Raw genomic sequence first — 25,396 nt, 5'->3', positions numbered from 1 at the left:
GGGCCGAGATGCTCATTAGCGCCGGGTGCGGAGGTTGTGCACGACCGCGTACGTGTTGCGGATGGCCTCCATCGACTCCTCATAGCTGGCCTGGGCCACGCCGATGAAGATGCAGTCGACGACCATGAGCTGGGCGATGCGGCTGCCGAGCGCGCCCGAGCGGAACACGGACTCGCGGGCCGCAGTCGTGAGCACGATGTCGGCGTGCTCGACGATCGGCGAGCCCTCATGGTTGGTGATGGCGATGGTGGTCGCCCCCGCGGCCCGGGCGATGGAGAGGAACTCGACGGTGTCGACGGTGCTGCCGCTGTGCGAGACGGCGATGGCGACGGCCCCGCTGCGCATGGTCGTCGCCGAGGTCCACGCCGCGTGCGAGTCCGACCAGTTCAGGGCGGTGCGCCCGATGCGGGTGAGCTTCTGCTGCAGGTCAAGGCCGACGAAGGAGCTCGCGCCGAGGCCGAAGACGTCGACCCGGTGCGCGCTGCCGACCGCGTCGACGGCCGCCTGGAGGGCGGGCACATCGAGCACCTTCGCCGTGTCGGCGATGGAGAGTGTCTCGGCCAGCGACACCTTGGCCACGATGTCCTCCAGGCTGTCGTCGCGGTCGACGTCGCCGGAGACCTCGGGCAGCCCGGCCGTCTCGAAGCGCTCGCGTGCCACATCGCGCAGTACGTCCATGCGCAGCCCTTTGAGATGGCCGTAGCCCATGCGCTTGCAGAAGCGCACGACCGAGGTGGTCGAGGTGTCGCTGCGGGCGGCCAGCTCGCCGATGGAGAGTTCGGCGATCGCGCCGGGGTCGGCGAGGAACAGCGCGGCAATGCGCTGTTCGCTCGGGCGCAGCTCGGGCAGCACGGCGCGCATGCGCACGAGCACGGCGCGCTCCGTGGCGACCGCGGTGCGGGCTTCGGATGCTGGCATGGTTCTCCTCGGTGGAAACGGAGCGGTGACGACGGGGCGCGTGCGCGCTGGTCGATGCAGACAACACTAGAAGAAACTTTGCTACATAGAGTGCACTCTGCGTGTACTTTCGTGCCCCACCAAGACTATCGCCGCGATTCCCGGCGCACGACTGGTTGCCCGTAGAGCGGTGCGGACCCCAGAATGGGGGTGAATTCGCTGCGGAGCGCGGCGCAGGGCCCGCACTCGAGCACTGGGGGTGTACTCGTCTTCTACTCTGGAACCGCAGGTATTTCGCCTGTCGGGCGGAGTGCGTGGTTGTGCGAGCGGAAATGACTGTCGGAGATCGCCCATGATGGGGTCGATGCGCTGGTCGATGGCGCTGGAGCGCGTCTCGCAGTTCTGGGGGCGCAGCGAGCTGAGCGCCGAGGTCACGGCGGCACTCGGTGCGCCGGGCAGCAACGTCGTGCTCCTCGGCGCCGGGGGCGCCGGCAAGACGGCGCTCGGCGTGCACGCCCTGGTGCGGCTCACCGGCGAGAATCCGGCACTCCACGCTGTGCACTTCGCGGCCACCACTGCGACCAGGCAGTCGCCGCTGGCCGTCTTCATTCCCGCGCTGCGCGACTACGACGCGCTGGCCGGCGAGAGCCCGGACCGGATCGCGCAGGCCCTCGTGAAAGCCTGCCTCGAACACGTCGGCGCAAACGGTGGCCGCAAGCCCGGCCCGGCGCAGCTCGTGATCATGATCGATGACGTCCCGCTGCTCGACAACCTCAGTTCGCTCGTCGTCGAGTACCTGCTCTCCCGCACCGATGTGCGCGTCGTGCTCAGCTGTCGCAGCACCCCCGGGCTCACCCCCGCGCTCACCCGCGCCTGGCGGGACGGGATCCTCGCCCGCATCGATGTTCCCGAGCTGACCCGTGCAGAGATCGCCCAGATCGCGGGGCAGTTGCTGGCGCCGAAGCTGCTCGCCCCCGATGCCGTGCAGCGACTGGCCGAGGCGACGGGCGGCAACGCCCTGTTCCTGATCGAGCTGTTGCGCAGCCTGGAACGCTCCGAGGCGCTGGAGCTTCGACAGGGCCTGTGGGTCTGGCGGCGGCCGTTCCCCGCGGACACCTCGCTCGGCGACATCCTGCGCTCGGAGCTTGCCCAGCTCACGCCGGAGAAGTTGGCGGCCTTCGAGACGATCGCGCTCTGCGCGCCCGTGTCGCTCGCACTGCTCAGCACCCAGTTCGAGCCGGCCGTGCTCGACGAGCTCGCCGTGGACGGCCTCGTCGCCTTCCACGGGATGCACGACAACAGCCGCACGGTCGTCGCGACGGTCGCCCACCCGCTCTCCGGCGAGGTGATGGCCGCGTTGGTGCGCCCTGTGCAGCGGATGGCCCGCCTCCGTGCCATGTACGATGCCGCGCTCGCGCAGGGGAGCGGTGCGACGCCGTCCCGCTGGAACGGCGAGAGCTCCGAGCTGCTCTCGCTCGTGTCGTGGGGAATCGGCGGCGGCTGCGCCGTGCCGATCGACATCCTGCAGCGGGCCTTCGCCCTGGTCGAGCAGCTGGCCGACCACGAGTTCCGGATCCTGCTCGACTCTGCCCTGATCCAGCACCCGGCCGCGGATGACGCCGTGCGGGTGGCCGCCCTGAACAACCGCATCGAGGCGCACCGCTTCAGCAATGCCCCGAACGCGGTGCTGTCCGATGCGGCCAGCGCACGCGAGATCATCGAGCGGATGCCGGCCAGTGCCGCCCGGGCCGAGCTGGCCATCGGGCACGCCCTCGTCGTGGCCGACGCCCTCGTGCTCCCGCAGGGCAACTGGCGCGACGCGCTCCGCACGCTGGACTGGGCCGAGCGCCTGGCCGAAGCGGAATCGGCCGAGGCCCACTCCGTTCGGCGCCTCGCGATCGCCCGGGGAATCTACCTGAGCTACGCGGGTCAGATGACCGAGTCGGTCCGCCTGCAGAGCGAGTTGTATGCGGCGATGCACTCCTCCGCCGATTTCCTCCCGCTGGCCTCGACGCTGGTGATCTCGCTCGCCCAGCGCGGCGAGACCAAGCGTGCCAGAGCGGTCGGCCGGCAACAGCTCGGCCTGGCGATGCGGTCGATCAGGCGGCATCCGCTGGCCGTCGGCGACATGGTCGGCGCGTGGTGCCTGGCCGACCTGTTCACCGGCAACACCCGCGAGGCGAGCATCATCTACGGCTTCCTCAACGTCGCCATGGACCGCAATCCCGGCCATGTGCGGGTGCGCAACACGCTCGTTGCGTTCGGCCGCGGGCTGCTGGCGATCAGCCAGGGCGAGTGGCAGGGCGCGGTCCGCAACCTCAGCATCGCCTGCGCCGAGCTCGACGACTTCACCGGCACCGGCTCGGAGGGCCTCCTGCTCGCGTCGCTGGCGCTGGCGCAGGCCGCGACCGGCGACCACGAGGGCTCGGCCGGCACCCGGGCTCAGTTCGAGGCGCTCGGTGAGCGCTCCAGCCGGCTGCTCGAGCTGCCGGCCCGCTACAACCTGCTGCTCGCCGCGCTCTACGCGCCGGGAGGCGAGGAGCTGGCCGAGGCAACGGCCCTCGCCGAGCTCGCCCGCGAGCGCGGGTTCGCGTTGATGGAGTTGCGTGCGCTGCACGCCGTCGCGCTGTGCACGGGCGGTGGGTTGAACCCGGATGACGAGGCACGCGCGCGGGAGCTGGCCAACCGGATCGACGCGCCGCTGGCAGCGTTGCTGTTGGCGAGCTGCGAGCACATCGCGGCCGGTGGCGCCCGCTCGACTGGGTCGGCCGCGCGGGCCCTGGCGCGGCGCGGACTGGTGATCCCCTCCGGCCAGGCCCTCAGCGGGCTCACCGCCCGCGAGCAGCAGCTCGCCGAGTTGCTGGCGCTCGGCTTCTCGAACGCCCAGATCGCACGGCGCCTCTCCATCTCCAAGCGCACCGTCGAGAGCCACGCGGCCAAGGTGCTGCTCAAGTTGCAGATCGGCTCCCGTGACGACGTTGCCGTCGCGCTCGAGGCGCTCGAATAGGCGCAGCGCGTTCTGGCAGCGCGTTCTGAGTGGGGCTGCACGGATCGGATCGGTCACAGCGCGCCGCTACGCTGAATGCATGAGTTCTCTGCGCCCTGCTACCCCATCCGATATCGCCGAGATCCTGCGGCTGATCGTCGAATTGGCGGTCTACGAGAAGGAGCCGGATGCCGTCGTCGCCACGGAGGAATCCCTGCAGCGGGCGCTGTTCGGAGAGAACCCGATGGTCTTCGCGCACGTCGTCGACGGCGACCGGCCGGGCGAGCTGGCCGGGATCTCGATCTGGTACCTGACCTTCTCCACGTGGGAGGGCGTGCACGGCATCCACCTGGAGGACCTCTACGTCAGCCCCGAGTATCGCAGCCGGGGTCTCGGCAAGGCACTGCTGCTGAACCTGGCCGCCCTGTGCGTGGAGCGCGGCTACGCCCGGCTGGAGTGGGACGTGCTCGACTGGAACGAACCGGCCATCGGCTTCTACCGCGCGCTCGGCGCCGTGGGAATGGACGAGTGGACGCGGTTCCGCCTGGACGGCGAGGCCCTGGCCCGCCGAGGCGCCGCCGCGTAGCGTTTCCCCGCGATTCCCCGCGGCGGCTGGAGTGCATCTGCACGGCGGCTGGAGGGAGCGCCAGCGACCGAAGCCCTGACACGGCCGGGGGCTGGGTGCTGCTGGCGGGTGCTGCGGGCTACGGTTTTGGGTTGACTCCGCGGCTTCGGGGGCTGCGCTGCTCCTTCGTCACGGCGCGGCCCCCTCGAGCCGACGTGGGGAGAGGCGGGCCCGGGTTTCCCCACGGCGGCTGGAGTGCATCTGCACGTCGGCTGGAGGGAGCGCCAGCGACCGAAGCCCTGGAGCGGCCGGGGGCGGGGCGCTGCTGGCGGGTGCTGCGGGCTACTGTTTTCGGTTGACTCCGCGGCTTCGGGGGCTGCGCTGCTCCTTCGTCGCGGCGCGGCCCCCTCGAGCCGACGTGGGGAGGGCGCGGGCCCCGCGAGCCGACGTGGGGAAGGCGCGGCCCCTCGAGTCGGCGTGGGGAAGGCGTGGGTCCGGGTTTCCGCACGGCGGCTGGAGTGCATCTGCACGTCGGCTGGAGGGAGCGCCAGCGACCGAAGCCCTGATACGGCCGGGGGCTGGGTGCTGCGGGCGGGTGCTGCGGGCTACTGTTTCGGGTTGACTCCGCGGCTTCGGGGGCTGCGCTGCTCCTTCGTCGCGGCGCGGCCCCCTCGAGCCGACGTGGGGAGGGCGCGGGCCCCGCGAGCCGACGTGGGGAGGAGGCGGGCCCGGGATTCCCCACGGCGGCTGGAGTGCATCTGCACGGCGGCTGGAGTGCATCTGCACGGCGGCTGGAGGGAGCGCCAGCGACCGAAGCCCTGACACGACCGGGGCGGGGCGCTGCCCTAGAAGGCGGGGTCGTCGGGGTAGGCGGTCGGCGTGTAGCGGGCGCTGTAGCCGGTGGGGGTGTGGATGGTGAGTGAGTCGCCGTCGTCGCGGCTGATGCGGATCTTGGTGAGGGTTTTCAGCCGGTGCTCTGGAGGACAGAGCGGGATCAGGTTTCGGATGTCGGTGGGCCCGTGGTCGCGGGCCCATTCCCGGAGGTGGTCGATGTCGGCGGTGGCGGCGTCGCAGTCGCAGCCGGGCCTGGCGCAGCGGCCGTACTTGACGGTGAGCCAGTCCCGCTGCGCCTTCGTGGGCCGGTACGTGGTGCGGTCCAGGTCGAGGATCTCGCCGCTGATCGGGTCGGTGCCGATCCTGCGGAAGGCGGGGGCGTCGTCGAAGAGCCTCGCGGCGGTGGCCGGGTCGATCGGGCCGTAGCCGTGCAGCACCGGCAGTTCTCCGTCCGGGCCCACTGTGCCGAGCATGCTGAGGATCGGCACGAGCAGGATGGGCCGGACCTTCGCGGCGGTCGGGGTGCCGTCCCCGGCCAGCCAGGCCACGGCCAGGTCCGCCCGGATCTGCGGCCGGGTGCGCCGCGGCGCGCGGGTGGTTCCCGCCTCCCGCGCGATGCGATCAGCCTGCTTCTGCTTCTTCTCGACGTTGCGGGCGGTGGAGTTCAGCCGGGCCTTGACGCGGATGGCGTCGGGGGCGCTGATCAGGGCGTGCAGCCAGGCCATGCCGTCCTCGGCGGGCTCCACCCACACCCGGCGTTCCGTCAGGGCGCGGGCGGTGCGGGCGTCGGGCGGCTCGGCGAGGAGGCGCTGTTGCAGAACGCGGGCCTTCGTCCGGAACGCGGCCGGCGTGAGGGTGGGGGCCGCGGCAGCGAGGGTGCTGTCGTACTCAGTGACCGCGTCCGGCTCATCCAGTCCGTTCGCGAACTGGACGGCGGCCTGGGCGTGGGCGTAGCTGGTCAGGCCGAGCTGGAACAGTTCCCAGAACGCCGGCAGTTTCTCTTGCAGGAGTTGGCCCTCGTAGGCGCGGTCACGGACCTGGTTCGGGGTGAGGTTCAGCTGCAGGGCGGCGTCCAGGGCGGCGGCGCGGGCGGTCAGCTCGACCGCATCCGGTTCGGCCAGGCCGCCGGGCTGCAGGTAGACGGACAGATGGGCCCGGCTGGTGTTCAGCACGGCGGCGAGGGCGGCCAGCTGGCTGGCCATGGCCCGGTTCCCGGCGTGCTGGGCCTCCAGTGCGGAGTCGATCGCGTACCCGACGGACTCCACCGGGGAGACCAGAACGGGCGAGGATTCGACGGGGGCGGAAGGCCACGGAGAGTCCAGATATGCCCAGTCAGGATCGGGCGGCAACTCATCCTCCAGAAGCGGTGCTCCGGGATCACAGAAAGGGTTCTCGACCGGGGTTTTCATGCTTCTGCGCATGCCCCAATTCTAGTCAATCACTGCGATGAAAACAAGAGATTTCGTCATTTTTGTGACAGGTTCATTCGAGGGCGAGTCAGGCCCCGCGCCGCCGGGTCAGCGAGAACACGGGGATGACACGACTCGTGCGGTGCTCATACTCGGCGAAGGCGGGATTCGCCGCCACAAACAGCGGCCAGGCCGCATCCCGCTCGGCGCGGGGCAGTTCGCGTGCCCGCACGGGCACGATCCCGGCATCCGGCGTCTCGATCATCACATCGGGGTGGGCGCGCAGGTTGTAGTACCAGTGCGGGTTCTTCGAGGATCCGCTCTGGGACGCCGCCACCAGCCACGTGTTCTCGTCGCTGCGGATGCCGGTCACCGGAGTGATGCGCTCGACACCGGTCTGAGCGCCGCGCTGATGCAGCAGCACGAGTCTCCGCCCGAACCCGGCCGTTGTCACGGTGCCGTTGTTCGCCCGGAACTCGTCGATGATCATCTGGGTCCAGTTTTGGGGTCGCTCGGACATGGCGGCTCCTCTCCACTCTTGATCGTGAGCCGAGCCGCTGGGGATGAAGTGGGAGTGTGTTGCGGGTTCGCTGTACCCTCAGCGCGTCGCGTCCCGCGAGCTGATGACCCAGTTGGTCGCGCCCGCGAGGAGCACCACCAGGGCGGCGGCGAGCGGCACGAGCAGCGCGAGCTGTGCGCCGGCATCCTCGGCGAGGATCCCCACGAATGCCGAGGAAGATGCCTGTCCGACGATGATCGCCGAGCCCGCGATCGTCATGGCCGTGGCCGAACGGCCAGCGGGGGTGCGCGCCGCGACGAGCCCGTAGATCGTCACCAGGGTCGGCCCGACGCCGATGCCGCCGAGGGCCAGCGCGAGGATCATGACGGGGATGGTGGTGGCGGATGCCGCGATGACCGCGCCGGCCACGAGGGCCAGCGAGAAGACGAGCCAGCGGGCCCGCATCGAGAAGCGGGGGGAGAAGGCGGCCGCGCTGAGGGCGAGGATCGCCGAACCGATGCCCATCACCCCGTAGAGCACGCCGGCCTCCTCGGGGCGCGCGACCTCGTCCATGAACGCGGTGAGCGCAGTGAGCATGGCGCCGAAGAAGAATCCCATGCCCAGAACGCCGAGCACGAGCACGAGCATCCGCGGCTTCAGCAGCTCGCGGAACGGCGCCCGGGCGGCGGCATCCGTGGTCTGGGCGTCGGAGGCGACGCGCGAGCTCTTGTGGAAGGCGAAGGCGGTCACGAAGATGAGGGTCAGCACGGCGGCGCCAATGATCGGTGCGGCCGGATTCATGGTCGTCGCGAGCAGTCCGACGATGACCGGGCCGAACACGAAGACGATCTCGTCAGCGGCAGACTCGTAGGCCATCGTGCCGTTCAGGGTCTTCGCCCGGACGCCGCGGGGCAGCGCCGTCTGGATGATGCCCACCAGGCGGCTGCGCGAGAGCGGCGACACCTGGGGTGCGGTGGCGCCGACGAGGAAGGCGACGCCGAGCAGCGCCAGATCGGGTACGGGGGCGAAGGCCGCCCAGGCGAAGGCGAGCAGGGCGAGGCTGTTTCCGATCGCGGCGACGAGCACGACCCGGCGCTGCCCGAAGCGGTCGACGGCCATGCCGAGCACCGGGCCGAGCAGTGCCGTTCCGAGCCCGACGGCCGCGGACGTGATGCCTCCGAGCGCGATGGAGCCGCGCGCCGCGACGACGAGGGTCAGCACGCCGACCACCATCATCGCGAACGGCAGACGCGCCACGAAGGCCACGGGGAAGTACGAGAGGCCGGCGGCGTGGATCAGCCGGGTCGGCTGCGTGCCCGTCGACTCGAGGGCCGGCAGCTCTGCAGCGAGCTCGGGCCCTACCGCCGCGTCAGTCGACGCCTCTGCCTCGAGTTGATTGTCGTATCCCGCCATTGTGGCGCTCCTCCCTGGCGGCTGTGCCGCGACGGTTTGTGCCGCCGTTTTCGCCGGGGAGCGAATGGTAGATACACCTCAAAATCGTGCCGTTGCACCAACAGCACTTCAGCCATCGTACGTCAGGACCTCCGGAGGCCACTCGGAAAGTTTCTGGAGCACGGCGTCGTGGGTGTCCCGGGAGAACGCCACGAGGCGCACCTCGTCGAGGTGCGTCGGCGCGCCGGTGATGGCCTCGATGGCCGCGGAGATCGCGTCCTCGCGCGGCCAGCCGTAGACACCGGCACTGATCAGCGGGAACGCGATGCTGCGCGCCCCGAGCTCGGCGGCGACCTCCAGGGAACGCCGGTAACAGCTGAGCAGCATGCCTCGATCGCGTTGCCCGGCCGCGTAGTTCGGGCCGACCGTGTGGATGACCCAGCGGGCGGGCAGCTCTCCGGCCGTCGTCCACCCGGCATCACCGGTCGCGAGGCCGTGCGGGAAGCGCGCGATGCAGTCGCGCAGAATCGCCGGGCCGCCTGCGCGATGGATGGCGCCGTCGACCCCGCCTCCGCCGCGCATGGCGTTGTTCGCGGCGTTGACGATCGCATCGACGTCCTGCCGCGTGATGTCTCCCAGCACGGGGGTGATGGTGTTCACGCGCCCAGTCTGCCAGCGGGGCCCGGATGCCGCGAGGGGAGTGTGCGCCGGAGCGCTGGACAGCGCCGCCCCACCGACGTAGCGTGCTGGCAGCAGCCCGCCGGTCACACGCACACCTGGGAGCATCCGGATGCCCTTCCCGCCCATTGCCGACTACGCCTTCCTCTCCGACTGCGAGGTGAGCACGCTCATCGCGCCGGACGGGGCCGTGGAGTGGCTCTGCCTGCCGCGCCCGGACGCGCCGAGCGTCTTTGGCGCGCTGCTCGACCGCTCGGCGGGCAGCTTCCGCTTCGGGCCGTCCGGCGCCCGGGTGCCCCAGCAGCGCCGCTACCTGCCGGGCACCATGGTGCTGGAGACCACCTGGCACACGGCGACCGGCTGGCTCACCGTCACCGATGCGCTCGTGCTCGGCCCCGTCGCCTCGATCCGGCGCGGCGACACCCGGCGCTCTCCCGGCGACGCCAGCGCGCAGCGCACCCTGCTCCGCATCGCCCGCTGCTTCGACGGCCGGGTCGAGCTCGACCTCAGCTGCTTCCCCCTGTTCGACTACGGGCGGGTGCCGGGGCAGTGGAACTACGACGGGGAGGGGTTCACCCGCACGAGCGTGGACGCCGAAGGCCTCACGCTCACACTGAACAGCAGTGTGCCGCTGGGCCTGCTCGGAGCACGCAGCTATGGGCGGAAGACGCTGGAGGCGGGCGACAGCGCCTTCGCCGCGCTGAGCTGGGGCGACACCTCCCCGGGCAATCTCGTGGAGGCCAGGGAACAGCTGGCGTACACCGAGTCGTTCTGGCGGTCGTGGATCAGCATGGCGCGCTTCCCCGACCACCGCTTCCGCCCGTACATGGAGCGCAGCGCGCTGGCGCTGAAGGGCCTGAGCTACGCCCCCACCGGGGCGATCATGGCGGCCGCGACAACCTCGCTGCCCGAGACGCCGGGCGGCGAGCGCAACTGGGACTACCGATTCACCTGGATCAGGGACACCGCCTTCATGCTGCGGGCGCTGCACAGTCTCGGGCTCGACTGGGAGGCGTTCGAGTATTTCGCCTTCATCATCGACGCCGTCTCAGAGCCGGACCCGGCCGACCCCTGGTCGCTGCAGATCATGTACGGCATCGGTGGCGAGCGCGACCTGACCGAGCACACCCTGGACCACCTCTCCGGTTACCGCGATTCCCGCCCGGTGCGCATCGGCAATGGGGCGTTCGACCAGCACCAGCACGACGTCTGGGGGATGCTCCTCGACGCCGTCGAAGAACACCTGCGCGGGGGAGGGCAGATCGCCCCACACATCTGGGCGAGGCTCAGCGCGCTCGTGGACACGGCGCTCGTGAAGAGCAAGGAACCCGACCAGGGCATCTGGGAGATGCGCGGCGCCCCGCAACACTTCGTCGCCTCCAAGGTGCTGTGCTGGGTCGCCGCCGACCGCGGCATCCGCATCGCCCGCGCGCGCGGCGACCGGGAGCGGGCAGAGCGCTGGCAGGCCGGCGCCGACGCGCTCAAGGAGGAGATCTGCGCCAGAGGCGTCGATGAACGGGGCGTGTTCACCCAGCACTACGGCTCGACCGAGCTGGACGCCTCGCTCCTGCTGCTGCCGCTGATGGGGTTCCTGCCGCCGGAGGACGTGCGGGTGCGGGCCACCGTCTTGGCGATCGCCGAGGAGCTGACCGAGCAGGGGCTGGTGCTGCGCTACCGGGTCGACCGCACCGAGGACGGGCTGAGCGGCGAGGAGGGGACATTCTCGATCTGCTCGTTCTGGCTGGTGTCGGCGCTCGCCGTGATCGGCGAGGTGGATGCCGCGGAGGCCCTCTTCGAGCGGATGCTCAGCTTCGCCGGCCCCCTTCGGCTCTACGCGGAGGAGATCGACGCCGCAACCGGCGCGCACCTGGGCAACTTCCCGCAGGCCTTCACCCACCTCTCGCTGATCGATGCGGCGAACCGGCTGATCGCCGCCGAGAACGCCGCGCGCGGCATCGAATGAGCGGCACTGAATCAGCCGCACCCATCAGAAAGTAGGACGACATGGAACTCGGGGCATTCTCGGTCAGCTTGGCCGTCGCGGACGTGCAGGCGTCCCAGGACTTCTACGAGGCGCTCGGCTTCGAACAGGTGATGGGGGACGCCGCGCAGAACTGGCTGATCCTCCGCAACGGCACCACGACGATCGGGCTCTTCCACGGCATGTTCGACAGCAACCTGCTCACCTTCAATCCGGGGTGGTCGGCCACGGCCGAGCCGCTCGACGAGTTCGAGGATGTCCGGAGCCTGCAGAAGACGTTCAAGGAGCGGGGGATGGACTTCCTCTCTGAAGCCGATGAGACGGCGACCGGGCCCGGCAGCTTCATGCTGCGCGACCCGGACGGCAACATCATCCTGTTCGACCAGCACGTCGGCTGATCGGGGCCGCTGCCGGTCGACGCGCAGCAGGCGGCCGCTAGGCTGGGCCCGACCTCGAGGAGCGGATGCCGTGCACGCCTTTCACCCTGATCTGGCCGCAGCGCGGTTCATCCCCGCGTTCTCCTTCGGGCCGGCATCCGCGCGGTTCGTGCGCGGGCGCTCTGCGCGCCCGGCCCCAACCCCGCCCGGCGTCAGTGTGCAGGAGCTGACCGTGGCCGGGCCGGCCGGTGCGCCGGCGGTCACCCTCAGGATCTTCCAGCCGTCCGGGCTCACCGCCCCGGCTCCGGCCCTGCTGTGGGTGCACGGCGGCGGGCTGATCATCGGCAGCCCCGAGCAGGATGACCGCACGAACATCGCCTTCGCCGCGGAGCTCGGCATCACCGTGGCGGCCGTGCGCTACCGCCTGGCCCCAGACAACCCGGCCCCGGCCGCCGTCGAAGACGTCTACGCGGCCTTCCGCGGGCTGCTCGCCGAGGCCGAGGTGCTCAACGTCGACCCCGACCGGATCGCGATCGGCGGGGCGAGCGCCGGCGGCGGACTCGCGGCGGCCGCCGCGCTGCTGATCCACGACCGCGGCGGCGTGCAGCCCGTGTTCCAGCTGCTCGTCTACCCGATGCTGGACGACCGCACGGTGACGCGCGACGACATGGACACGCGCGGCGTGCGGGCCTGGACGCCGAAGAGCAACCGCTATGGCTGGAGCGCCTACCTCGGTCAGGAGCCCGGCAGCGCCGGCGTCTCGGCGTACGCCGCGCCGGCCCGCCGTGAGGAGCTCAGTGGGTTGCCGCCGGCCTGGATCGGCGTCGGCACGCTGGACCTCTTCCACGACGAGGACGTGGAGTACGCCCGCCGCCTGAACGCCGCCGGCGTGCCCTGCCGGCTGTTGGTGGTGCCGGGCGCTTTCCACGGCTTCGATGCCATCTTCGCCAAGGCGGGCGTCGCCCAGGACTTCTGGGCGGCGCAGGCGGAGGCGCTGCGGGAGGCACTCCGGCCTTTACACGGCTGACGCGACGAGGGCCGACACACAAATCTGGGGTGTGCCGGCTCTCGCCGACACACCCCAGACCTTTCAGCCGAGCTCAGAACTGCGCAGCTCAGCTCAGCTCAGATCAGATCAGATCAGATCAGCTCAGCTCAGCTCACTGCACTGCCTTGAGCGCGTTGACCAGGCCCTCTCCGAAGAAGGCGTTGTTCGCGGCCGGGCCGGTGCACTGCGCCGATCCGGTCGGGCAGGCGACATCCGTGGCCTGGGCGTAGAGCACCTGGCCGAGCCCGAGGCCCGAGTTCTCCGGGTGCACCGACTTCAGCAGGGCGGCGACGCCCGCAACGTGCGGCGACGCCATCGAGGTGCCGGAGGAGGTGCCGTATCCGCCGCCAGCAACCGTCGAGAGGATCGACGAGCCGGGGGCCGCGATGTCGATGACACCCAGACCGTAGTTGGAGAAGCCCGACTTGGCGCCCGTGGAGGTGGTGGAGGAGACCGTCACGACGCCGTCGAGCTCGGCGGGGATGTCGTGGCATCCGGTGGCCACGGAGCGCGTGATCGGTACCGTGTCATTCGGGCTGCCCGAATCGACCGTCTTGTTGGCCAGGTCCAGCGCCGAGTTGCCGGCTGCGGCGACGTTCAGGACGCCCTTGCCCTGCGAGTACTGCACGGCGCGGTTGACGGCGGTCTTCACGGCGCTCTGGTCGGCGTTGTCGTCGCACCAGAACTCCCACGGGTCGATGTAGTAGCTGTTGTTGGTGATGTCAGCACCGGTCTCGGTCGCGTGCATGAAGCCGCAGATGGCCGCCTCCGGGTAGATGAACCCGTCGTCGTTGACGACCTTCACCGCAGACACGCGCACGTTCGGTGCGACGCCGACGATGCCGATGCCGTTGCGGGCTGCCGCGATCGTGCCCGCGACGTGCGTGCCGTGCGAGCTGGTCGTGGGCTGCCACGACTCGTAGCTGCTGTCGGCCACGCCGCTCAGGCAGCTGGCCGAGGCGGCCACGTCGACGTTCGCAGCGAGGTCGGGGTGGTCGCCCTGGATGCCGGAGTCGATCACCGCGACGAGAACGTCACGGCTGCCGTCGGTGATCTCGTGCGCGGCGGTCGCGCCGATCGCGGCCATGTCCCACTGGCGGTTCTCGGACGGGTCGGCGACCACGTTCACCTCGGCCTCGACACCCATGTCCTTGGTCTGGTTCGCGGAGCGGCGGTTGCCGGACTCCCCGGGGGCCAGCGGGTCGCTCACCCCGTACGTCGGATCGGTGGCTGCGACGGGCGCAGTGCGCGTCGCGCCGACCGAGAGCACGGCCTTCTCGGTGGCGACGGATGCCGCGAATGCGGCGTTGTCGGACTGCGCGATGACGACGCCGATCTCGGCGTACGACTCGATCACGCTGCCGCCGGCCGCGGCCACGGCGCGCTCGACCTTGAGCGTCTGGCCGCGGTTGACGATGCGCACGTTGATGGCATAGTTCATGAGCGGGCCGGGGGTGGCCTCAACGGCAGGGGCCTTCGCCGTGGGGTAGGGCGCGGCTGTGGCGACACCGGGCACGAGTACCGCGGCGCCGAGTGCGATCGAGAGGGCAAGCCCGGCCGTGAGTGCGCGTTTCCGCGTGCGGCTGGAGGTGGTGCGGAGTGTGGACATCGTTCTCCTCAATTCTGAGGGGCCTCGAAGAGACCCCTGTTTGGTTCCGAAGCCTATGGATCAGCTGAGAGCGCGGATAGTCGACATTAAGGGGGACACCCCCCGCACGGGGGGGGGTCTGATGGGGGCGGTGCCAGTCCGCGGGCGGGGCGGGTCAGGCCGCCGGCGCGAACTGGGCCACGAACTCGGCGAGGGCACCCTCGTACGAGCCGGGGTCGACGTTCCAGCTCTGGATGTGGCCGGCGTCGGCGACCGGAACGTAGCGGGCGTGCGGCAGCGATGCCGCGAACGCCTCACTCTCGGCATGCGGGACCAGCGGGTCGGCGAGGCCTTGGAAGAGCAGGATTGGCAGGTGCTCGAACGGGGCCGTCTGGTCGAGTTCGTCGAGCTCGGCCAGATCGATGCCGCCCCGCCAGGCGACCGCGGCCTGCAGCGGAGAGCTCAGGAAGCCCAAGCCGAAGCGATCCGCCTGCCCCTGTAACACGCCGGACCAGTTGAGCACGGGGGAGTCCAGCACCAGACCGCGCACCCGGGCGGCGTGCGGCGACTCGTGCATGAAGCGGGTGACGATGCTGCCGCCCATCGAGTCGCCGTAGAGCACGAAGTCGGTCGCGCCCTGCCCGATGGCGTAGTCGGCGGCCGCCTCGAGGTCGCGCCACTCGGTCTGGCCGAGCGCGATGAGCCCGGTCGGGCTCGCGGGGGCGTCGACATCGTTGCGGTAGGTGATCAGCAGCGTCGGCAGGCCGGCGTCGACGAGGGTCGGCAGTGGGCGGAGCCCGCTCTCTCGCTGCCCGTCGATGCCGTGCACGAACAACACCCAGGTGTCGCCGTCGCCGGGCACCTGCCAGGCGGGCATCGCTCCGAGCTCGCCGGAGACCGTGACCGGGCTGAACGGGATGCCGAGGCTGCTCTCCGGGTCGCCGGTGTAGATGTTCGGATTCAGCGTGACGGCCGTGCCGGCTCTGAGGGAGCCGGAGATGTTCGAGATGGGGCGGATGACGGTGTCGGCGGTGGTGCGGGTGACGGGGCCGATCGTCGCCGTTCCCGTGCCGGGGCCGGCATCCGTGTCCCAGACCAGGCCGTAGGTGCCCACACGTTTGGTCGCCGCCATCGCGCGCAGCGTCACCTCGCCATCGGAGACGGCGATCACCGTGCCGGCGTGGGTCGAGGTGTCATGGTGCGGGGTCAGCAGCAGTTGCGCGCCCCCGAACACGACGAGGGCGCACCCGGCGATGGCCGCGACGGCGACCCCGCCGAGGGTGAACCATGGCCAACGGCGGCGGGTCTCGGTGCGTGACATGCGGCCACTCTAGCGGCAGCGGCGCGGAGAGCCGGGGCACGGGCGCAGACCCCGCCGTCCGGCTGTTGGGGTCGGACTATTCGGGCGCGAGCACCTCGGCGGTCGGTGCCAGTGCCGGCGCAGGTTTCGGCGTCTGCGGCGGGGTCTTCGTCTGCCACGGCCAGCGCCCGCTGATCTCCAGCTCGAGCGAGAAGCTCAGGAAGGTGCGGATCAGAACGATGCCGCCGAGAACGGCAACGCTCTCCATCGTCGGCGTGAGCGCGACCGTCTTGATGATGTCGGCAGCGACGAGCAGCTCGAGGCCGAGCAGGATCGAGCGGCCCAGTGAACGGCGGAACGGCACGTAGACCGGCCCGCGGCGGCGCAGCAGGGCGTTCAGCGCGATCAGGGTGGTGATGATCGCCCCGACCACGATCACCGCGACGCCCGCGATGTCGATGATTGTGCCGATGAGCTCGATCGTTGCGTGGAAGTCCATACCTGTTGCTACACCGCCGCGGCGCGCGGGGCAAGCCCCGGGGTGGTCGCGCGGCGTCACGAGGCGTGCCCACCCGGCCGCGCTCGCTACGATTGGCGGGTGACCGACGCCGCACCGACCGAGACCCGCACGAGCACCGACATCTCGCAGGCCGTGCGCCCCGCCCGCGCCCAGGCCCTGCTGGACGCACTCGCCTCGCGGGTCGTGATCGCCGACGGCGCGATGGGCACCATGCTGCAGGAGCACGAGCCGAGCCTCGCGGACTACCAGCAGCTCGAGGGCTGCAACGAGATCCTCAACGTCAGCCGGCCCGACATGATCGGCGCCATCCACGACGCCTACTTCGAGACGGGCATCGACGCCGTCGAGACCAACACCTTCGGCGCCAACTGGTCGAACCTCTCCGACTACAACATCGACGACCGCATCGAGGAGCTCGCCCACGCCGGCGCGGCCATCGCCCGCGAGCGGGCAGAGGCCTGGGAGGCGCGCGACGGCCGCCAGCGCTGGGTGCTCGGATCGATGGGTCCGGGCACGAAGCTGCCGAGCCTCGGCCACACCACCTACGCGCACCTCAAGGCGACGTTCGCCGAGCAGGCGCTCGGCCTGATCCGCGGTGGTGCAGACGCCTTCCTCATCGAGACCTCGCAAGACCTGCTGCAGACCAAGTCGGCGGTCAACGGATGCCGGGCGGCCATCGCCGCCAGCGGCATCCGCCTGCCCATCTTCGTCGAGGTGACCGTCGAGACGACCGGCACCATGCTGATGGGCAGCGAGATCGGCGCCGCGCTCACCGCGCTGGAGCCGCTCGGCATCGACGCGATCGGCCTCAACTGCGCCACCGGCCCCGCCGAGATGAGCGAGCATCTGCGGCACCTCTCCAAATTCGCCACCGTCCCCGTCATGTGCATGCCGAACGCCGGCCTGCCGGTGCTCGGCGCCAACGGGGCCAGCTACCCGCTCACCCCGGTCGAGCTGGCGACGGCGCACGAGCAGTTCGTCAGGGAGTTCGGCCTGGGCCTGATCGGCGGATGCTGCGGCACGACGCCCGCACACATGCGGGCCGTCGTCGAGCGGCTGCAGGGCGCCGCGCCCGCCACACGGGTGCTGGAGGCCGACCCGGGCGTCGCCAGCCTGTACCAGCACGTCAGCTTCGAGCAGGAGAACTCCTACCTCTCGATCGGTGAGCGCACCAACGCCAACGGCTCGCGCGCCTTCCGGGAGGCGATGCTCGACGGCCGCTGGGACGACTGCGTCGACATCGCCCGCAACCAGGTGCGCGACGGCGCCAACATGCTCGACGTCTGCACCGACTACGTCGGCCGCGACGGGGCAGAGGACATGAGCTCCATCGTGTCTAGGCTGGCCAGCGCCTCCACGCTGCCGCTCGTCATCGACTCCACCGAGCCCGCCGTGCTGCAGGCCGGCCTCGAGCTGATCGGCGGCCGCCCCGTCGTCAACTCGGTCAACTTCGAGGACGGCGAGGGCGGCACCAGCCGCTTCGCCCGCATCATGCCGCTCGTCAAGGAGCACGGCGCCGCCGTCATCGCCCTGACCATCGACGAGCAGGGCCAGGCCCGCACCACCGAGACGAAGGTCGCCATCGCCTCCCGGCTGGTCGACACCTTGATTGGCGAGTGGGGCATGCGGGTGGAGGACATCATCGTGGACGCCCTCACCTTCCCGATCGCCACCGGCCAGGAGGAGACCCGCCGCGACGCCATCGAGACGATCGAGGCGATCCGCCAGATCACCGCGAAGTACCCGGGCATCAACACGACGCTCGGCGTCTCCAACGTCTCCTTCGGCCTCAACCCGGCCGCCCGCTCGGTGCTGAACTCGGTGTTCCTGCACGAGGCAGTCGAGGCTGGGCTGACGAGCGCGATCGTCGACGCCGCGAAGATCGTGCCGCTGGCATCCGTGCCGGAGGACCGCCGCAAGGTCGCCCTCGACCTCGTCTGGGACCGCCGCGAGTACGACGCAGACGGCACGCTCGTCTACGACCCGCTCTCCACCATGCTCGACCTCTTCGCCGGGGTGGACGCCGCGGCGCTCAAGGACCAGCGGGCCGCGGAGCTGGCCGCGCTGCCGGTGGGCGAGCGGCTGGAGCGCCGCATCATCGACGGCGAGGGCAAGGGGCTCGAGGGCGACCTCGACCTGGCCCGCGCCGGTGGGCTGAGCGCCATCGACATCATCAACCTGCACCTGCTGGAGGGCATGAAGGTGGTCGGGGAGCGCTTCGGCGCAGGCGAGATGCAGCTGCCGTTCGTGCTGCAGTCCGCCGAGGTGATGAAGAACGCCGTCGCCCTGCTCGAGCCGCACATGGAGAAGTCGGATGCCGCGGGCAAGGGCACGATGGTGATCGGCACCGTGCGCGGCGACGTGCACGACATCGGCAAGAACCTCGTCGACATCATTCTCTCCAACAACGGCTACACGGTCGTGAACATCGGCATCAAGCAGACGATCAACGAGTTCATCGCGGCCGCAGAGGAACACAACGCCGACGTCATCGGCATGAGCGGGCTGCTCGTCAAGTCGACCGTCGTGATGAAGGAGAACCTGCTCGAGCTGCAGAACCGCGGCTTCGCCAAGCGCTGGCCGATCATCCTCGGCGGCGCCGCCCTCACCCGCAGCTACGTCGAGGACGACCTCGACGCGCTCTTCGACGGCACCGTGCGCTACGCCCGCGATGCCTTCGAGGGCCTCGCCCTGATGGAGCCGCTCGTGGCGATCGCCCGCGGCGCCGACCCGGAGAGCGTCGGCCTGCCCGCGCTGAAGAAGCGCATCCACCGGCAGAGCCAGCTGATTGTGACGGAGCCGGAGGACCTGCCCGCCCGCTCGGATGTCGCGCTGGACAATCTTGTTCCCGTGCCGCCGTTCTGGGGCACCCGCATCGTCAAGGGCATCGCCCTGGCCGAGTACTCGGCCTTCCTGGACGAGCGGGCGACGTTCCTCGGCCAGTGGGGGCTGAAGCCGGGACGCGGCGACGACGGCGCCAGCTACCAGGAGCTCGTCGACACCGAGGGTCGGCCGCGGCTGCGCTACTGGCTCGACCGGATCCTCGCCGAGGGCATGCTGGATGCCTCCGTCGCCTACGGCTACTTCCCGGTCGTCGCGGACGGCAACGACATGGTCGTGCTGCACCACGGCGACGATGCGGCCGGGCTGCTCGGCGTGCCGGGCCTGCTGGCACCGGACGGCGGCTCCGGCGGAGCGGTCGGCAGCGAGCGGCTGCGCTTCACCTTCCCCCGTCAGCGCCGCGACCGGCACCTGTGCCTCTCCGACTTCGTGCGCGGGAAGGAGAGCGGGCAGACGGATGTCGTCGCCGTGCAGCTGGTGACCGCCGGGCAGCGGGTGAGCGAGACGACGTCGAAGCTGTTCGCGGAGAACAAGTACCGCGACTACCTGGAGCTGAACGGGCTCGCGATGCAGCTGACCGAGGCCCTGGCCGAGTACTGGCACTCGCGGGTCCGTGCCGAGCTCGGCCTGGCCGGCGAGGAACCGACGGATGTCGCCGGGCTGTTCAAGCTGGAGTACCGCGGTGCCCGCTTCTCGCTCGGCTACCCGGCCTGCCCCGAGATGGAGGACCGCCGCAAGGTCGTCGAGCTGCTGAAGCCGGAGCGGATGGGTGTCGTGCTCTCGGAGGAGCTGCAGCTGCACCCGGAGCAGTCCACCGATGCGTTCGTCTTCCACCACCCCGAGGCCAAGTACTTCTCGGTCTAGCCGCCGGCGCTGGAGCTCCCGTTGGCTCCGGGGCTTCGGTCGCTCGTTCCTCGCTCCCTCGAGCCGACGTGGAAACTCCCGTTGGCTCGAGGGAGCGCCAGCGACCGAAGCCAACACCGCCAGTCATGCCCCTCCCCGTTGGTCGAGTAGGCGCGCCAGCGCCGTATCGAGACCTCGCAACCGGACCCGGTTGGCTCCGGGGCTTCGGTCGCTCGTTCCTCGCTCCCTCTAGCCAGCGTGCGGAGGGGCGTGGCGCGGTCCGGCGGGCGTGGGGTCTCCCGTTGGCTCGAGGGAGCGCCAGCGACCGAAGCCAACACCGCCGGGCGTGCCCATCTCCGTTGGTCGAGTAGGCGCGCCAGCGCCGTATCGAGACCTCGCAACCTGGTCCGGTTGGCTCCGGGGCTTCGGGTGCTCGTTCCTCGCTCCCTCTAGCCAGCGTGCGGAGGGGAGGGGAGGGCCCATCCCCGTTGGCTCGAGGGAGCGCCAGCGACCGAAGCCAACACCGTCCGCCCTGCCGCGCCCCTCCCCGTTGGTCGAGTAGGCGCGCCAGCGCCGTATCGAGACCTCGCAACCGGGTCCGGTTGGCCCCGGGGCTTCGGTCGCTCGTTCCTCGCTCCCTCTAGCCAACGTGCGGAGGGGAGGGCCCATCCCGGTTGGCTCGAGGGAGCGCCAGCGACCGAAGCCAACAGCGCCGGCCGTGCCCCTCAGCGTTGATCGAGTAGGCGCGCCAGCGCCGTATCGAGACCTCGCAACCGTATCCGGTTGGCTCCGGGGCTTCGGTCGCTCGTTCCTCGCTCCCTCTAGCCGACGTGGGGAGGGGAGGGCCCATCCCCGTTGGCTCGAGGGAGCGCCAGCGACCGAAGCCAACAGCGCCGGGCCGTTCCCCGTTGGTCGAGTAGGCGCGCCAGCGCCGTATCGAGACCTCGCAACCCGATCCGGTTGGCTCCGGGGCTTCGGTCGCTCGTTCCTCGCTCCCTCTAGCCAGCGTGCGGAGGGTAGGGGAGGGCCCATCCCCGTTGGCTCGAGGGAGCGCCAGCGACCGAAGCCAACAGCGCCGGGCCTGCCCATCCCCGTTGGTCGAGTAGGCGCGCCAGCGCCGTATCGAGACCTCGCAACCGGGTCTCGATACGCTCGTTCCTCGCTACTCGACCAGCGGGTGTGGCCGAGGCTGGTGCTCAGCGCGCGGCGGGGAGCTTCGCGCGGCGGAGAGCGGCCAGCAGCGCCGGGCCGAGCAGGGCCAGCCCGACCACGGTGGTGACGGCCCGCACGGTGTCCCACGTCAGCGTCGAGCTCACCAGCGAGTACAGGGCGAACGAGGCCAGGTTCGTGCCGAGCGGGGCGCCGGCCTCATAGGAGATGTCCGTGCCCATGCCGACCGCGAACGGCCAGAACCAGATGTTCATCAGCAGCCCGAACAGATAAGACGCCGCGACCCCGTACCCGGCGAGCATCAGGATCTCGAGTCTGCCCGCCCGCCTCACCGCGGAAAGCGCGGCCAGCGCGGCACTGGCGGACGCCGCATCCGCCCCACCGCGCACCCGCGGCCGGATGCGCGGCAACAGGCCGGCCCCCGCCGCCACCCAGGCGCAGGCGAACATCTGGAACGGCGTCCACGGGCCGAATCCGCCCCAGAGCAGCGACGACACCGCGATCGTGATGAGCCCGAGCAGGAAGCCGAAGCGGGCGCCGTAGGCGCGGCCGGCCAGGATCAGCACGATGAACACTGCCTCGATGCCCCCGACACCGGCGCCGGCGATGCGGATGCCCGCGCCGATTGCCGCGAGCACACCGAGCAGTGCGACGGCCTTGGCCGAGTGCATCTCGCGGTCGAGCGCCAGCGCGACGACGGCGATGGCGGCCGGCACCAGGGCCATGGCGACGTATGGCGCGGCCCGTTGGGCATCGGCCGGCACGGCACTGGCCAGCAGCGGCCAGGCGAAGCCCGCGAACGCCAGCAGGCTGCCGGTGGCGAGGGCGGGCGCTGTCCAGGTGGCGCGGCTCATCGTGGCACCGCCGCGTCCTCGGCCTGCAGCCGGCCATCGGCCAGGCGCAGCCGTCGTTCGGCGTAGCTCCGCGCGAAGCCGGCGTCGTGCGTGGCGAACAGCACGGCTCGCCCGCCCTCCGGCTCTCCGTGCAGGGCTGCACGCTGCAGCGCGAGGCCGACCATCCGCCGGGTCGCCGGGTCCAGGCCCCGTGACGGCTCGTCGACGAGCAGCACGTCAGGCCCCGGCGCCAACTGGATCGCCAGGGCGAGGCAGAGCTGCTGCCCGGCCGAGAGGTCCCGCGGATGCCGCAGCAACAGCTCGACGTGGCTCGGGCTGCCCGCGTCCTGCCCGAGCAGCCGCGCAAAGGTCGTGTCGGTCGGCACGGCGGGGGAGTCGGCGCGGTCCGCCCGCCGACACTCCGCCGCCACGCTGGTCTGAAGGAAGAGCTCGTCGACGCGCTCCGGCACCAGCGCGATGCGCCGCCGCCGCTGGGCCGGGGCGAGCGCCGCGACGTCGTCGCCGGCGACGAGCACGGTTCCGGCGGCATCCGCCAGCGCCATCGCCAGGAGCAGGCTCGACTTGCCCGCGCCGTTCGGGCCGGACAGCGCCACGAGCTCGCCGGCGGCCAGCTCGAACGCGGCTCCGTCGACGACGGTTGCTCCGTCGTGCGTGACGCTCAACCCGCGAACGTGGGCGAGCGGATGCCGGGCACAGGCGGCCGCGGCCGGAGCGGCAGGAGGGGCCTCGAGTCGTTCCGCGGGCAGCTCCGCGGGCGCCTCCGCGGACACCCGCACCCGCCCACTGTCGATCTGCAGCCACTGCTGGGCGAGCGGCTGCCAGAGCTCCCACTGGTGCTCGGCGACGATCACCGCGACGCCCTGCTCCCGCACGAGCCCGCCCAACGCCGCGGACACCCGAAGGCGAGCCGCGTCGTCGAGCTCGGCGAGTGGCTCGTCGACGAGCAGGAGCCGCGGCCGGGCGACGACCGCGGCGGCGATCGCGACGAGGGTCGCCTCGCCGGCCGAGAGCGCAACGATGTCGCGGTCGAGCAGATGCCCGATCGTGAGCAGCTCGGCCGTCGCCCGCACCCGCGCGGTGCGCGCCGGCTCCGCGACGCCCTGCACGGCCAGCGCGAAGCCGATCTCCTCGTGCACGGTGGCGGTGGCGAAGCCGAGGCGCACGTTCTGCGCGACCGAGCCGACGAACGCGGCCGTCTCGCGCGGAGGGGTCGTGGCCCGGTCGAGGCCCGCAACACGGATGCGCCCGCTCTGCTGCCCGCCGTCGAAGTGCTGGAACAGGCCGTCGAGGCCGCGCAGCAGGCTGGACTTTCCCGCGCCGGTGGGCCCGACGAGCACCGTAAAGGTACCGGGGGTAATAGTGAAGGACATTCCCGAAAGGAGCGTCGCGCCGTCGCGGTGGAGGCCGGCATCCGTCAACTCTGCGACCGGCGCGTGCGTCTCGGCGAGCGGCGTTGCGGCTGGCAGCGGATGCCGCGCCGCGAAGCCGCGCACCTCCATGGAAGCCGCGAGGGCGAGCGCCCGCTCGATGGTCTGCTCGAACACGGGCACCAGCAGCGCGGCTCTCCCGCGTTCGCCGCGCAGTGCGGCGGCCCGGCGGAGCCTGCGCACAGCCTGCGCCAGCGCGGGGGCGGTCGACCAGGCGATCACGAGCGAGCGGCTGATCGCCCGCAGCGGCCCGCGGGTCGAGCCGTGCACGAACAGCCTGCGCATGTCGACGACGGCGTTGACGAGCCCGAAGGCAAGGATGACGGCCGCGAAGGGCAGCGCGCTGAGCGCCGCGTTCCAGAGGCCGCCCGTCGTGATGGGGCCGAAGAGGGCGACGTGCGCGAACGGCCCGCCGAGCGGGATGCGGGGCAGGTCGAGCAGCAGGATGCCGCTGCCGCCCGCCCCGCCGAAGACGATGCGGTAGACCACGCGGGTCGCCACGAACACGGCGGCAACGAGTGCCGCCGTGCGCAGGGCGCCCGCGTGGAAGCGCACCTAGCCCGCCGCCGGGGGCTGCGGCTCGGTGCCGGAGCCGGTGGTGTAGACGAGGCCGATGCTCTGGCCGGGCTCGGCCTGCAGCGTGGAGAGGCCCTCCATGGCGAAGCCCCAGTCGGCGTCGGCGGCCGGCTTCACCCAGAGCGCCCAGAAAGCGTACGCGGGGGACATCGAGCTGCACGGCTCGGTGAACGGCGCCTCGCCCGGCACCTCGACGGTCTCGTCGGCGGCCGGGCGGCCGTCGACGCGGCAGACCACGGCGTCGCCGTAGTCGGCGTTGCCCTCTGTCGCCACTCCGGCCTGCGCGATCGCGTCGGCGGCGGCGATCGCCGCGTCGGCGTCGATGCAGTCGGTGACGGCGGGGGAGTCCAGGATGCCGAAGTCGACGACGACTTCGACGCCCGAACAGCTCTCGCCCGCGCCGGGCGCGGCGGCGTCGCTCGCGACAGCGGGGGTGGTCGGTTCTGGTGCGGCATCCGTGCTCGCAGCGCAACCGCTCAACAACAGGGCGCCGACGATGGCCGCGGAAAAGAGGGGGATTTTCATGGGTCCAGCGTAGCGAGCGCGTCCATGCCCGCCGACCGGATGACGGCGCATGAAGCCGCCGTCCCGCGCCGGGCGTGTCGGCGCCCGGCGATCACTCTCCCGCTCTCAGTTCGAGGGCGGCGGCCCGCCACCGGGCCCGCCGCTCGGAGGTGTCCCTCCGCCGCCGCCGTTTCCGCCTCCGCCGCCCGGCGCCGAGCCCGCGGTCGGCGTCGTGCGAGTGTCCACCCGCACCGTGAGGGAGACCTGGTAGCCGGATGTCGCGTCGCCGGTCACCGTGGCCAGCTGCAGCGCGCCGCCATCGTCGCCGAACACGTTGTCGCTGGCGAGGCTGACCTGGGCGAGGTTCTCTGCGGAGCCCTCGTACCCGTCCAGGGCGTACACGGTCTCGCAGACGTCCTGCGGCAGCGCCAGCTGCGAGGTGGAGATGGCGTTCGCCGAGTCGGTGATGGCGCCGACGCCGGGGTACACCTCGAAGTGCACGTGCGGCCAGCGCCCCGTGTAGCAGGCCGGGAAGATCGACGTGTAGGAAACCTTCCCGGCGCTGTCGGCCACCTGCACGCCGCGCAGGTAGGTGACGTTCTCCAGCCCGTTCGAGTACATCGAGTAGCCACCGCCGCTGTCGCAGTGCCAGACGTAGACGGCCACGCCGGCGAACGGCACGTCGTTGCCCGCCATGTCGAGGATCGTCAGCGTGATGGCCATCGGCACGCCCGTCGCGGTGGCGCCGCCATCGATGCTGGAGCGGATGTCGCTGCGCACGATCCCCGACTGCTCGAAAATGTCTGGCCCGTTCGAGCCGTCACCGGGGTACGGGCCGGCCGTCTCGTCGGGGATCTCGCCCGTCGCGGTGCCCGCCGTCGCCGCGCCGGAGGACGTGCCGCCCGAGCCGCCCGGGGTGCAGGCAGCCAGGAGCACGGCCCCGAGGCCGGCGCCGAACACGCTGAGCACGCCGCGCCGGCTCAGCAGCGTGCCGATGTCGAACGCGACGCCCTGATCGACCACCTCCTCGTCGGCCCGGTCGAGCAGGCGGCCCTCGAATGCCGGGCCGGCCGGGGTGGACTCTGGTTCGGGGATGCGGCTCATGGG

Annotated in this window: 18 protein-coding genes; 6 read left to right on the top strand and 12 right to left on the bottom strand. The window is 71.3% G+C overall.

The window, feature by feature from the left end; translation table 11 throughout:
• Nucleotides 1-15: 15 nt before the first annotated feature.
• Nucleotides 16-918 (bottom strand): MurR/RpiR family transcriptional regulator, encoded by a 903-nt coding sequence (locus tag BLT62_RS12265; protein WP_083364319.1) that lies wholly within the window; start codon nucleotides 916-918, stop codon nucleotides 16-18.
• Between the two features lie 331 nt (nucleotides 919-1,249).
• Between BLT62_RS12265 and BLT62_RS12260 the strand changes: the two genes are divergently transcribed.
• Both BLT62_RS12260 and BLT62_RS12255 read left to right on the top strand, forming a co-directional pair.
• Nucleotides 1,250-3,904: a LuxR C-terminal-related transcriptional regulator gene (locus BLT62_RS12260; RefSeq protein WP_083364318.1), complete on the top strand. Its 2,655-nt coding sequence runs from the start codon at nucleotides 1,250-1,252 to the stop codon at nucleotides 3,902-3,904.
• A gap of 79 nt (nucleotides 3,905-3,983) precedes the next feature.
• Nucleotides 3,984-4,469, top strand: coding sequence for a GNAT family N-acetyltransferase (locus BLT62_RS12255; protein WP_083364317.1), 486 nt, complete (start codon nucleotides 3,984-3,986; stop codon nucleotides 4,467-4,469).
• Nucleotides 4,470-5,293: 824 nt separating this feature from the next.
• Here the strand turns inward: BLT62_RS12255 and BLT62_RS12250 are convergent.
• From BLT62_RS12250 to BLT62_RS12235, 4 genes are all read right to left on the bottom strand, one after another.
• Nucleotides 5,294-6,547: an HNH endonuclease signature motif containing protein gene (locus BLT62_RS12250; protein ID WP_172829700.1), complete on the bottom strand. Its 1,254-nt coding sequence runs from the start codon at nucleotides 6,545-6,547 to the stop codon at nucleotides 5,294-5,296.
• 232 nt (nucleotides 6,548-6,779) lie between these two features.
• A complete protein-coding gene (locus BLT62_RS12245) occupies nucleotides 6,780-7,211 on the bottom strand; it encodes a nitroreductase/quinone reductase family protein (RefSeq protein ID WP_083364315.1) in 432 nt (143 codons plus the stop codon).
• 78 nt (nucleotides 7,212-7,289) lie between these two features.
• Entirely contained in the window at nucleotides 7,290-8,603 is a 1,314-nt protein-coding gene (locus tag BLT62_RS12240; protein WP_083364314.1) for an MFS transporter, read from the bottom strand.
• Between the two features lie 108 nt (nucleotides 8,604-8,711).
• Nucleotides 8,712-9,242 carry an O-acetyl-ADP-ribose deacetylase gene (locus tag BLT62_RS12235; protein ID WP_083364313.1) on the bottom strand — a complete coding sequence of 177 codons (531 nt, stop codon included), beginning with the start codon at nucleotides 9,240-9,242 and terminating at the stop codon, nucleotides 8,712-8,714.
• 130 nt (nucleotides 9,243-9,372) lie between these two features.
• On the opposite strand from BLT62_RS12235, the gene BLT62_RS12230 reads away from it, so the two are divergent.
• The 3 genes from BLT62_RS12230 (at nucleotide 9,373) to BLT62_RS12220 (ending at nucleotide 12,645) form a co-directional block, all read left to right on the top strand.
• Nucleotides 9,373-11,223, top strand: a complete 1,851-nt coding sequence (locus BLT62_RS12230) for a glycoside hydrolase family 15 protein (RefSeq protein ID WP_083364312.1) — start codon at nucleotides 9,373-9,375, stop codon at nucleotides 11,221-11,223.
• Between the two features lie 41 nt (nucleotides 11,224-11,264).
• On the top strand, nucleotides 11,265-11,639 hold the full coding sequence (locus BLT62_RS12225; RefSeq protein ID WP_083364311.1) for a VOC family protein: 375 nt from the start codon (nucleotides 11,265-11,267) through the stop codon (nucleotides 11,637-11,639).
• Nucleotides 11,640-11,709: 70 nt separating this feature from the next.
• Entirely contained in the window at nucleotides 11,710-12,645 is a 936-nt protein-coding gene (locus tag BLT62_RS12220) for an alpha/beta hydrolase (RefSeq protein ID WP_231919153.1), read from the top strand.
• 133 nt (nucleotides 12,646-12,778) lie between these two features.
• On the opposite strand, the gene BLT62_RS12215 is transcribed toward BLT62_RS12220, so the two are convergent.
• The 3 genes from BLT62_RS12215 to BLT62_RS12205 form a co-directional block, all read right to left on the bottom strand.
• Nucleotides 12,779-14,275, bottom strand: a complete 1,497-nt coding sequence (locus tag BLT62_RS12215; protein WP_083364309.1) for a S8 family serine peptidase — start codon at nucleotides 14,273-14,275, stop codon at nucleotides 12,779-12,781.
• A 154-nt stretch (nucleotides 14,276-14,429) separates the two neighbouring features.
• Entirely contained in the window at nucleotides 14,430-15,575 is a 1,146-nt protein-coding gene (locus tag BLT62_RS12210; RefSeq protein WP_083364308.1) for an alpha/beta hydrolase family protein, read from the bottom strand.
• A 76-nt stretch (nucleotides 15,576-15,651) separates the two neighbouring features.
• Nucleotides 15,652-16,053 carry a DUF1622 domain-containing protein gene (locus BLT62_RS12205; protein WP_083364307.1) on the bottom strand — a complete coding sequence of 134 codons (402 nt, stop codon included), beginning with the start codon at nucleotides 16,051-16,053 and terminating at the stop codon, nucleotides 15,652-15,654.
• A gap of 99 nt (nucleotides 16,054-16,152) precedes the next feature.
• Here BLT62_RS12205 and metH point away from each other — a divergent pair, with 99 nt between their 5' ends.
• Nucleotides 16,153-19,779, top strand: a complete 3,627-nt coding sequence (gene metH / locus BLT62_RS12200; protein ID WP_083364306.1) for a methionine synthase — start codon at nucleotides 16,153-16,155, stop codon at nucleotides 19,777-19,779.
• A gap of 1,175 nt (nucleotides 19,780-20,954) precedes the next feature.
• Here metH and BLT62_RS18150 read toward each other — a convergent pair.
• From BLT62_RS18150 to BLT62_RS12185, 4 genes are all read right to left on the bottom strand, one after another.
• The gene (locus BLT62_RS18150; RefSeq protein ID WP_231919151.1) at nucleotides 20,955-21,782 is read right to left on the bottom strand and encodes an ECF transporter S component; all 828 of its coding nucleotides are present in this window, start codon (nucleotides 21,780-21,782) and stop codon (nucleotides 20,955-20,957) included.
• Nucleotides 21,779-23,764 carry an ATP-binding cassette domain-containing protein gene (locus tag BLT62_RS12195; RefSeq protein WP_231919149.1) on the bottom strand — a complete coding sequence of 662 codons (1,986 nt, stop codon included), beginning with the start codon at nucleotides 23,762-23,764 and terminating at the stop codon, nucleotides 21,779-21,781. The genes BLT62_RS18150 and BLT62_RS12195 overlap by 4 nt, the downstream gene beginning before the upstream one ends.
• Nucleotides 23,765-24,310 (bottom strand): hypothetical protein, encoded by a 546-nt coding sequence (locus BLT62_RS12190; RefSeq protein ID WP_083364305.1) that lies wholly within the window; start codon nucleotides 24,308-24,310, stop codon nucleotides 23,765-23,767. It lies immediately after the preceding gene.
• 105 nt (nucleotides 24,311-24,415) lie between these two features.
• Nucleotides 24,416-25,393 carry an intradiol ring-cleavage dioxygenase gene (locus tag BLT62_RS12185; RefSeq protein ID WP_083364304.1) on the bottom strand — a complete coding sequence of 326 codons (978 nt, stop codon included), beginning with the start codon at nucleotides 25,391-25,393 and terminating at the stop codon, nucleotides 24,416-24,418.
• Nucleotides 25,394-25,396 lie beyond the last annotated feature (3 nt).

The sequence above is a fragment of the Microterricola viridarii genome (genome assembly GCF_900104895.1).
GTDB lineage: Bacteria > Actinomycetota > Actinomycetes > Actinomycetales > Microbacteriaceae > Microterricola > Microterricola viridarii.
This window is presented reverse-complemented; position numbering and strand designations above follow the sequence as displayed.